This is a genomic window from Methylorubrum podarium (assembly GCF_022179745.1).
In the GTDB taxonomy this organism is placed as follows: domain Bacteria; phylum Pseudomonadota; class Alphaproteobacteria; order Rhizobiales; family Beijerinckiaceae; genus Methylobacterium; species Methylobacterium podarium.
This window is the reverse complement of the sequence record NZ_BPRD01000043.1, coordinates 1-7,671: the sequence shown is the minus strand read 5'-3', so window position 1 is coordinate 7,671 and position 7,671 is coordinate 1. Positions and strand designations below refer to the sequence as shown.

Sequence of the window (7,671 nt, the reverse complement as noted above, 5' to 3'; positions counted from 1 at the left end):
GGCCGGCGATGGCGCCGCAGCGCAAATAATCGCCGTAGGAGAAGCCGCCCGGGACCACGGCGAGGTCCGTGCCGGCGGGCAGTTCCGTGTCGGCGTGCCAGACGCTGACGACCTCCGCGCCGGAGCGGCGGAGCGCCCGGGCCACGTCGCCGTCGCGATTCGATCCCGGAAAGACGACGACGGCGGCGCGCATCAGGCGATCTCGACGGTGTAATTCTCGACGACGGTGTTCGCGAGGAGCTTCTCGCAGGCGGCCTTCAGCGTCGCCTCGGCCTGTTCGCGGTTCTCGGAGGCGACCTCCAGGTCGAAGACCTTCCCCTGGCGCACCCCCGACACCTCCTGAATCCCGAACGACTTCAGCGCCGCCTCGATCGCCTTCCCCTGCGGATCGAGAACGCCGGTCTTCAAGGTGACGACGATGCGGGCTTTCATGGCAGGTACTCGTTCGGGAAATCGGCGAGCCGCGCCGTGAGGGGACGGTGGGGCCGGGGACGGAGCGGACCGCGCGCGACCGCGTGCAGGGAGGCCGGATTTGCCGGCGCGATCCGAGGGGGGCCGGTCAGCCGCTCGTTGCGGGAGGTTCTATCGCGATTTCGTGACTGCGTCACCGCGGGAACTCCCTCTACCGGCGCTTGGCCGGTCCGATCGGCTCGGCTTCGGTCGCGCGGCGCCAGAGCTGGACCATGATCCAGGCGGCGACGAGGCTGAACAGCGCCATGAGCACGTGACCGACACGGTCACCCAGATCGAGCAGTCCGGCGAGCGCCCAGCCGGCCGCGATGGCTGCGGCGAACACTTCCGTGCCCACCAGCACCATCAGGCCGAGTATCGTGATGAGGTTCCGCATACCCGCGTAAGCCTGTCCAACCCTTTGAAAGGCGAACTAGCCTGAGCCCGGTGCCCGGCGCAACCGTTCCTGCGGACGGTCTTCCGCCCGTTCGAGAGATGGTTGGCACGATCTGACCGGAAAATGAAACGGCCGGCGGTGTCCCGCCGGCCGTCCGAGTCGTCAAACCGTCGCGGTGCCCGTCAGCGCGGCGCGCGCTTGGCGAGAATGCGCTGGAGCGTGCGGCGGTGCATGTTGAGGCGCCGGGCCGTCTCGGAGACGTTGCGCCCGCACAACTCGTAGACCCGCTGGATATGCTCCCAACGCACCCGGTCGGCCGACATCGGGTTCTCCGGCGGGTCGGCGCGCTCGCCCGGCTGGGCCATCAGCGTGCCGTGGATCTCGTCGGCGTCGGCGGGCTTGGCGAGATAGTCGAAGGCGCCGAGCTTCACCGCCGTCACGGCGGTCGCGATGTTGCCGTAGCCGGTGAGGATCACGCCGCGGGCCTCGGGGCGGCGCTCCTTCAGGCGGGCGATCACGTCGAGGCCGTTGCCGTCGCCGAGCCGCATGTCGATCACGGCGAAGGCCGGCGCCTTGGTCTCGACGGCAGCGACGCCCTCGCTGACGCTCTCGGCCACGTGCACCTCGTAGCCGCGCGACTCCATCGCCCGGGCGAGGCGGGTCGAGAACGGCTTGTCGTCGTCAACGATCAGCAGGCTGCGATCGCTGAAGGCGGAAAGAGGATCGGAATCGGAAAGAAAGGCGGTGTCCGAGCCTGGCACCGTCGTCCCGCTCTGCGTCAGCATGCGGCGCTCCTCGTCGGTTCGTGTCATCTATGTGCATTATATGGGTGCGGCATCGCGTTCCGTTAGGGGTCGCAGAGAATTGTGCGCAACGCGATGGGGCGCAATCGCCTCCCTCTCGAAAACGTGACGCGCCCAAGTCACCCGCACCAGGGCGCCATGCGCTCCGGCCTCCGTCATGTTCGAGAGAAGAAGCTGCGCGCCGGAGCGTTCGATCAGCGTCTTGGCGATGAACAGGCCGAGGCCCAGGCCGCCGCCCGCCTCGTCGGGGTTGCGGGAGCGGTCGCGGCTCCGGGTTGTAACGTAGGGCTCGCCGGCCCGCAGCAGCACCTCGCTCGGAAAGCCCGGCCCGTCGTCGCGGATCGTCAGCGTGACGCGCTCGGCGCTCCAGCGGGCCTCGATCAGAACCCGCGACTCGGCGAAATCCACGGCGTTGTCGAGGATGTTGGCGAGCCCGAACATCACGCCGGGATTGCGGCGGCAGACCGGCTCCGCCCCCTCGCCCTGTTTGGAGACGTCGACAGCGATGCCGAGCGCGCGCTGGGGCGCCACCAGCTCCTCGATCAGATGACCGAGGGTGACGGTCTGGAGAAAGCTTTCGCCCTCCTCGGTCTCCTCACCCATGGAGGTGAGCTTGGAGAGGATGCCCCGGCAGCGGTCGACCTGATCGCGCAGCAGGCTCAGGTCCTCGGCGATGGCCGGCGAGGCGGTGGGGCCGAGCTGCCGGTCGAGTTCCTTGGCGACGACCATGATGGTGCCGAGCGGCGTGCCGAGCTCGTGGGCCGCCGCCGCGGCGAGCCCGTCGAGCTGCGACAGGTGCTGCTCCCGGGCGAGCACCAGCTCCGTCGCGGCCAGCGCGCGTGCGAGCTGGCGCGTCTCCTCCGCCACCCGCCACGCGTAGACGCCGGTGAAGGCGGTGCCGAGCAGGATCGCGGTCCACACCCCCGAGACGTAGAGGAAGGGCAGCTCGATCCGCCCGTCGGCGAACCAGGGCAGGGGGCGGCAGACGAGGGCGAGCAGGGTGGCGAGACCGACCGCCAGCAGACCGAGCGCCAGGGTCCGCTCCGGCGGCAGGGCGGTGGCCGAGATCAGCACGGGCGCGAGGAACAGGAGCGAGAACGGGTTCTGCAGCCCGCCGGTGAGGAACAGCAGGCCCGCGAGCTGGACGATGTCGAAGGCCAGCAGAAGCGCCGCCGAATCGTCGCTCAGCCGGTAGCTCGCGGGAAAGCGGATCCGCAGCGCGAGGTTCAGCCAGCACGAGGCGGCGATGACGAGGAAGCACCAACCGAAGGGCAGGTTGAGGCCGAGGCCGAACTGAGCGCCGACGACCGCCGCGCTCTGCCCGGTGAGGGCGAGCCAGCGCAGGCGGACGAAGGTGTCGAGCCGCAGGTGGCGGCCCGTCGGCGTCAGGGTTTCGTGGGCCGCATCCATCATGGTGCGGCTACGATAGGGCTGCCCGGGAACGCGTCCACCGGCCTGTCCACAGATGCTCGGACCGCATCGCGCGGTTTTGACAAGTTTCTCCGCCAGCAACATTCGATAACATCGATGCGGTGACGGTCGACCCGCGGGCCGAATCGGGGAGTGTCGAGATGGATCTGGCGTATGTCTGGTACGAGACGGCGCGCGCGATGTTGACGCCGGCCCGGCTCGCGGCGGACGCGGCCCGGCACAGCCTCGAAAATCCGGGCAATCCCCTGGCCTACGGGCCCTACGCCCGCTCGACCGCCGCCGCACTCGAGATGTTCGAGCGCGTGACCCGCCGCTACGGCAAGCCGGCTTTCGGTCTGAAGACGACGGTGATCGACGGCCAGAGCGTTCCGGTCTCGGAGCGCGTCGTCTGGGAGCGGCCCTTCGCCCGCGTGATCGCCTTCGACCGGGCGCTTCCGGCCGGGCTCTCGGAGCCGCAGCCCAAGCTCCTGATCGTGGCGCCGATGTCGGGTCATTACGCGACGCTCCTGCGCGGCACCGTCGAAGCGATGCTGCCCCATCATCGGGTCTTCATCACGGATTGGTCCGACGCGCGGATGGTGCCGTTGCTGGACGGGCGCTTCGACCTCGACACGTATATCGACTACCTGCAGGCGATGTTCCGCGACCTCGGGCCGGACCTGCACGTCATGGCCGTCTGTCAGCCCGCCGTCCCGGTCTTCGCCGCGGTGGCGCTGATGGAGGCGGCGGACGCGGACCACGTGCCGGTCTCGATGACGCTCATGGGCGGGCCGATCGACACCCGCTGCTCGCCGACCGCCGTGAACTGCCTCGCGCAGGAGCGCGGCATGGGCTGGTTCGAGAAGAACTGCATCACGGTGGTGCCGCCGCTCTATCCGGGGGCAATGCGCCGGGTCTATCCCGGCTTCCTGCAGCTCTCGGGCTTCATGGCGATGAATCTCGATCGCCACGTCACCGCCCATACCGACATGTTCCACCACCTCGTGACCGGGGACGGCGACTCGGCCGAGAAGCACCGCGACTTCTACGACGAGTACCTCGCGGTGATGGACCTGACGGCGGAGTTCTACCTCCAGACCGTGCAGAGCGTGTTCGTCGATCACGCCCTGCCGCGCGGGCGGATGCGCCATGCCGGGCGGCCGGTCGATCTCGCGGCGATCCGGCGCTGCGCCATCCTCGCGGTCGAGGGCGAGAACGACGACATTTCCGGCGTCGGCCAGACCAAGGCCGCCCTCGACCTCACGCCGAACCTGCCCGATTCCCGCAAGGCCTATCACCTGCAGGAGAAGGTGGGGCATTACGGCGTGTTCAACGGCTCTCGCTTCCGCTCCGTCATCGCCCCGCGCATCGCCCGCTTCATGCGGGAGATGGAGGGAAGCGCGTGATCGCGGTGCGAACCGATCGCTGACGGGCGAAATTCCGGTGAGAGAGGGATTGCTGGGATGGCTCGGCCGGCCGCCTGCGGCTAGGCTCGCCGCCATGACGCGCGCGCTGCTGCGACGGCCGGATCCGGATCACATCGAGATCGCCCATGCGGGCCAGACCTTTCGCGTCGCCATCCTGCGGCGGCCGACCGCGCGCCGGCTGACCCTGCGGGTCTCCAGCGCCACCGGCGCCGTGGTCCTCACGCTGCCGACCCGCTCGTCCCTCGCGACGGCGCAGAAATTCGCCCAGGCCCACGGCGGCTGGATCGCCGCGCGCCTCGCCAAGCTGCCGGAGCGGGTGCCCTTCGCGGCGGGCTCGCTCATCCCCCTGCGCGGCGTGCCGCACCGGATCGTGCCGCGCGAGGGCCGCGGCACCGCCGAGGCGGATCCCGCGAGCGCGACGCTCGCCGTGCCTGGCGATCCGGCCCACATGCCGCGCCGCGTCCGCGAGTTCCTGATGCGCGAGGCGCGGCGCGACCTGTCGCATTCGGTGGCGGTCTACGCGGCCCGGCTCGGCCGGCGGCCGGCGCGGGTGACCCTGCGCGACACGCGCAGTCGCTGGGGCTCCTGCACGGCCCGCGGCGAGCTGAACTTCTCCTGGCGGCTGATCCTCGCGCCGCCGGTGGTGCTCGATTATCTCGTCGCCCACGAGATGGCGCATCTGCGAGAGATGAACCATTCCCCCCGCTTCTGGGCGCTGACCAACGAACTCTGCCCCCATGTCGAGGAGGCGGAGCGCTGGCTGAAGCGGCACGGCTCCGAGCTGCACCGCTACGGCTGATATACGCTATCCGATCGATGGCTTCGGTCCCTCTTCCGTCATTGCGAGGCGAAGCCGAAGCAATCCAGGGCACGCCATCTCCGGACAGGGCGCGCTCTGGATCGCTTCGCTGCCGCTCGCGATGACGGAGTGGAGCGAAATCCGAAGCGATCAACCGGGAGCCATTAGAGACTCAGTGCTTCGTCACGATGGCCCGGCTGCGCGCGGCGGCCGGCTCCGCCGGCCAGGCCGGACGCGGATCGACGTGGCCCGGCCACATCGTGCGGGGCGCGACGTTGTCGCAGACCTCGCGCTGGCGGAGATAGGTCGGGCGGCCCATCGCGTCGCGGCGCAGCACGGTGCCCCCATCCCGGCAGAAGCCGGCAATGGCCGCCGCATCGCCGCGGAGGCGCCCGCGCGGATTCCGCTCCACCGGCGGGTGCTCGATGGTGAGCGGCGCCTGATGATTCAGGGAGCGCTCGACATAGGTCGTCGTGGCCTCGGGCGGCAGGTAATCCGATTCCTCGAACGGCAGGGACAGAGCGGAGGCACCTCCGGATCCCAGCGCGACAAACAGAGTCGCGAGGGCGAGGGAGGAGGCGAGGCGGCGCATGGCGGGTTCCTCGAATGATGAAGAGCTTGGCCTTACTGTAGGGCAGTGGGACGCCGAGGGGTAGCCGCCTTGCCTCATTCCCGACACACCCTCGCCGCGATTGCTTGACACCGGGGACCCTGCATGGTCCCAACGCCCGCGCCGCGCGGCGCTTCTGGGTGCCTCGACTGCGCCAGCGCGAGGGGCGCCCGCCGGAGCCGGACGCCGCCTCATAAAGCGATCGATCGGAGTTCGTATGAGTCTGTTTGCGGGCCTGGTTCGCGCGGTTCGGCCGGAGAGGGGCCGCCGTCTTGCGCTGGCGGCCGCGACCGTCGCCACGATCCTGGCCGGAGGCGGCGCCGCGCAGGCTCAGGGAACCGTGCGCAAGACCTTCGATGACTGGCAGTTGCGCTGCGAGACGCCTGCCGGTGCCAAGGCCGAGCAATGCGCCCTGGTGCAGTACGTGGCGGCGGAGGACCGGCCGAACCTCAACCTCGTCGTCATCGTGCTGAAGACCGCCGACAACCGCGGATACCTGCTGCGGGTGGTGGCGCCGCTCGGCGTGCTCCTGCCGTCCGGCCTCGGCCTCAAGATCGACCAGACCGATATCGGCCGCGCGAGCTTCGTGCGCTGCCTGACCACGGGCTGCGTCGCCGAGGTGGTGATGGACGAGGGCCTGATCAAATCTCTGCGCAACGGCTCGCAATCGACCTTCATCGTCTTCCAGACGCCGGAGGAGGGCGTCGGGATCCCGGTCTCGATGAAGGGGTTCGGCCCCGGTTTCGACTCGCTCAAGTAAGACCGTACGGCTCCGGAGCGATCGGGGAATCGCCAGGAAAGGGCAGGGGCGTTCAGACGATGCGCAGGGCGTTGATCATCTTCGGCGGAGTGGTGCTGGCCGTTCCCGGCGCGGCGCGGGCCGAATCCGGCGGCTTCTTCAAGAACTTGTTCAGCGGCGGCGAGGGGGGCGCACCCGCCATCGCCGCGCCCCGGGCGCAGGATCCCGACGACGTCTACTGCCCGCCGGTCTTCGTGCCGGACGGGGGCGCCGCGATCCAGGCCTTCGCCGGAGGCGCCGGGGACAAGACGCGCCTGCGGCACCAGATCGTGTTCAGCCGGCTCAGCCGCGAGTGCAAGGCGCGGCCGGATGGATCGGTGGCGGTCCGCGTCGGCGTCGAGCTGCGCGCCCTGCTCGGACCGGCCGGCGCCGCCGGGCGCTTCGAGGCCCCGGTGACGGTCGCCGTGAAGTACAACGAGCAGACCGTCATGGCCCGTACCCACCGTGTCGCTGTGTCGGTGCCCGCGGGGGCCGCGCAGGGCGAGGCGACGCTGATCGAGAACGATCTGAGCGTGCCCGCCGACAAGGCGACGGGCTACGACATCGAGGTGACGCTGGCCGGCGCGGCGGCTCGGGCGAAGCCGGCCGCGCGCCGCCGCAAGCCCGCGCCGGCCGCGACGGCGGAGCAGGGCGAGGCGACCGCCGACCAATGACGGCATCGCCCGCGCCGCACGGCTCGAAACGCGCCGGAGGCCGGCATCGCCAACCCTGATTCATGGTGGAGCTCCCGGCAGGACCTGTGGCGGGGCCGGGAGACGCCGTTCTCCCTCGCCGCAACCGATGATCCGCTGTTCGACCGCCGCCTCGTCCTGCCGGACGTGTTCCGCAATCCGGCGCGGGGCCGCTGGATCGTCCTGACCTACACGCTGCCCGCGCGGGCCCGGCCGCAGCGACCGCTGCTGCGGCTGCTCCGCGCGGACGGCCGCCGCGACAGCTTCGTGCTGCCGGGGCTCGCGCTCGGCGCCGCGCAGGCGGC

General features: G+C 70.4%; 10 protein-coding genes. 4 read left to right on the top strand and 6 right to left on the bottom strand.

The features are described 5' to 3' along the window. The 5 genes from MFF42_RS02250 to MFF42_RS02230 form a co-directional block, all read right to left on the bottom strand. Nucleotides 1–193, bottom strand: a 193-nt coding sequence (locus tag MFF42_RS02250) for a phosphoribosylformylglycinamidine synthase subunit PurQ (RefSeq protein ID WP_238254333.1), incomplete at its 3' end; no start/stop codon positions are given. Continuing rightward, on the bottom strand, nucleotides 193–432 hold the full coding sequence (gene purS / locus MFF42_RS02245) for a phosphoribosylformylglycinamidine synthase subunit PurS (protein ID WP_238254332.1): 240 nt from the start codon (nucleotides 430–432) through the stop codon (nucleotides 193–195). The genes purS and MFF42_RS02250, both read right to left, overlap by 1 nt. Nucleotides 433–622: 190 nt before the next feature. Further along, nucleotides 623–847: a hypothetical protein gene (locus tag MFF42_RS02240; protein ID WP_238254331.1), complete on the bottom strand. Its 225-nt coding sequence runs from the start codon at nucleotides 845–847 to the stop codon at nucleotides 623–625. A gap of 182 nt (nucleotides 848–1,029) precedes the next feature. Further along, complete coding sequence (locus MFF42_RS02235) at nucleotides 1,030–1,632, bottom strand: ActR/PrrA/RegA family redox response regulator transcription factor (RefSeq protein WP_238254330.1); 603 nt, start codon at nucleotides 1,630–1,632, stop codon at nucleotides 1,030–1,032. A gap of 36 nt (nucleotides 1,633–1,668) precedes the next feature. After that, nucleotides 1,669–3,063, bottom strand: coding sequence for an ActS/PrrB/RegB family redox-sensitive histidine kinase (locus tag MFF42_RS02230; protein WP_238254329.1), 1,395 nt, complete (start codon nucleotides 3,061–3,063; stop codon nucleotides 1,669–1,671). A 158-nt stretch (nucleotides 3,064–3,221) separates the two neighbouring features. Here MFF42_RS02230 and MFF42_RS02225 point away from each other — a divergent pair, with 158 nt between their 5' ends. Both MFF42_RS02225 and MFF42_RS02220 read left to right on the top strand, forming a co-directional pair. Then, nucleotides 3,222–4,466 (top strand): polyhydroxyalkanoate depolymerase, encoded by a 1,245-nt coding sequence (locus MFF42_RS02225; RefSeq protein ID WP_238254328.1) that lies wholly within the window; start codon nucleotides 3,222–3,224, stop codon nucleotides 4,464–4,466. Between the two features lie 94 nt (nucleotides 4,467–4,560). After that, the gene (locus MFF42_RS02220) at nucleotides 4,561–5,286 is read left to right on the top strand and encodes a M48 family metallopeptidase (RefSeq protein WP_238254327.1); all 726 of its coding nucleotides are present in this window, start codon (nucleotides 4,561–4,563) and stop codon (nucleotides 5,284–5,286) included. 172 nt (nucleotides 5,287–5,458) lie between these two features. Here MFF42_RS02220 and MFF42_RS02215 read toward each other — a convergent pair whose 3' ends face one another. Beyond that, nucleotides 5,459–5,878 (bottom strand): hypothetical protein, encoded by a 420-nt coding sequence (locus MFF42_RS02215; RefSeq protein ID WP_238254326.1) that lies wholly within the window; start codon nucleotides 5,876–5,878, stop codon nucleotides 5,459–5,461. Nucleotides 5,879–6,113: 235 nt separating this feature from the next. Between MFF42_RS02215 and MFF42_RS02210 the strand changes: the two genes are divergently transcribed. Both MFF42_RS02210 and MFF42_RS02205 read left to right on the top strand, forming a co-directional pair. Then, nucleotides 6,114–6,656, top strand: coding sequence for an invasion associated locus B family protein (locus MFF42_RS02210; protein ID WP_238254325.1), 543 nt, complete (start codon nucleotides 6,114–6,116; stop codon nucleotides 6,654–6,656). Nucleotides 6,657–6,715: 59 nt separating this feature from the next. Next, nucleotides 6,716–7,348, top strand: a complete 633-nt coding sequence (locus MFF42_RS02205; protein ID WP_238254324.1) for a hypothetical protein — start codon at nucleotides 6,716–6,718, stop codon at nucleotides 7,346–7,348. Nucleotides 7,349–7,671: the final 323 nt, after the last annotated feature.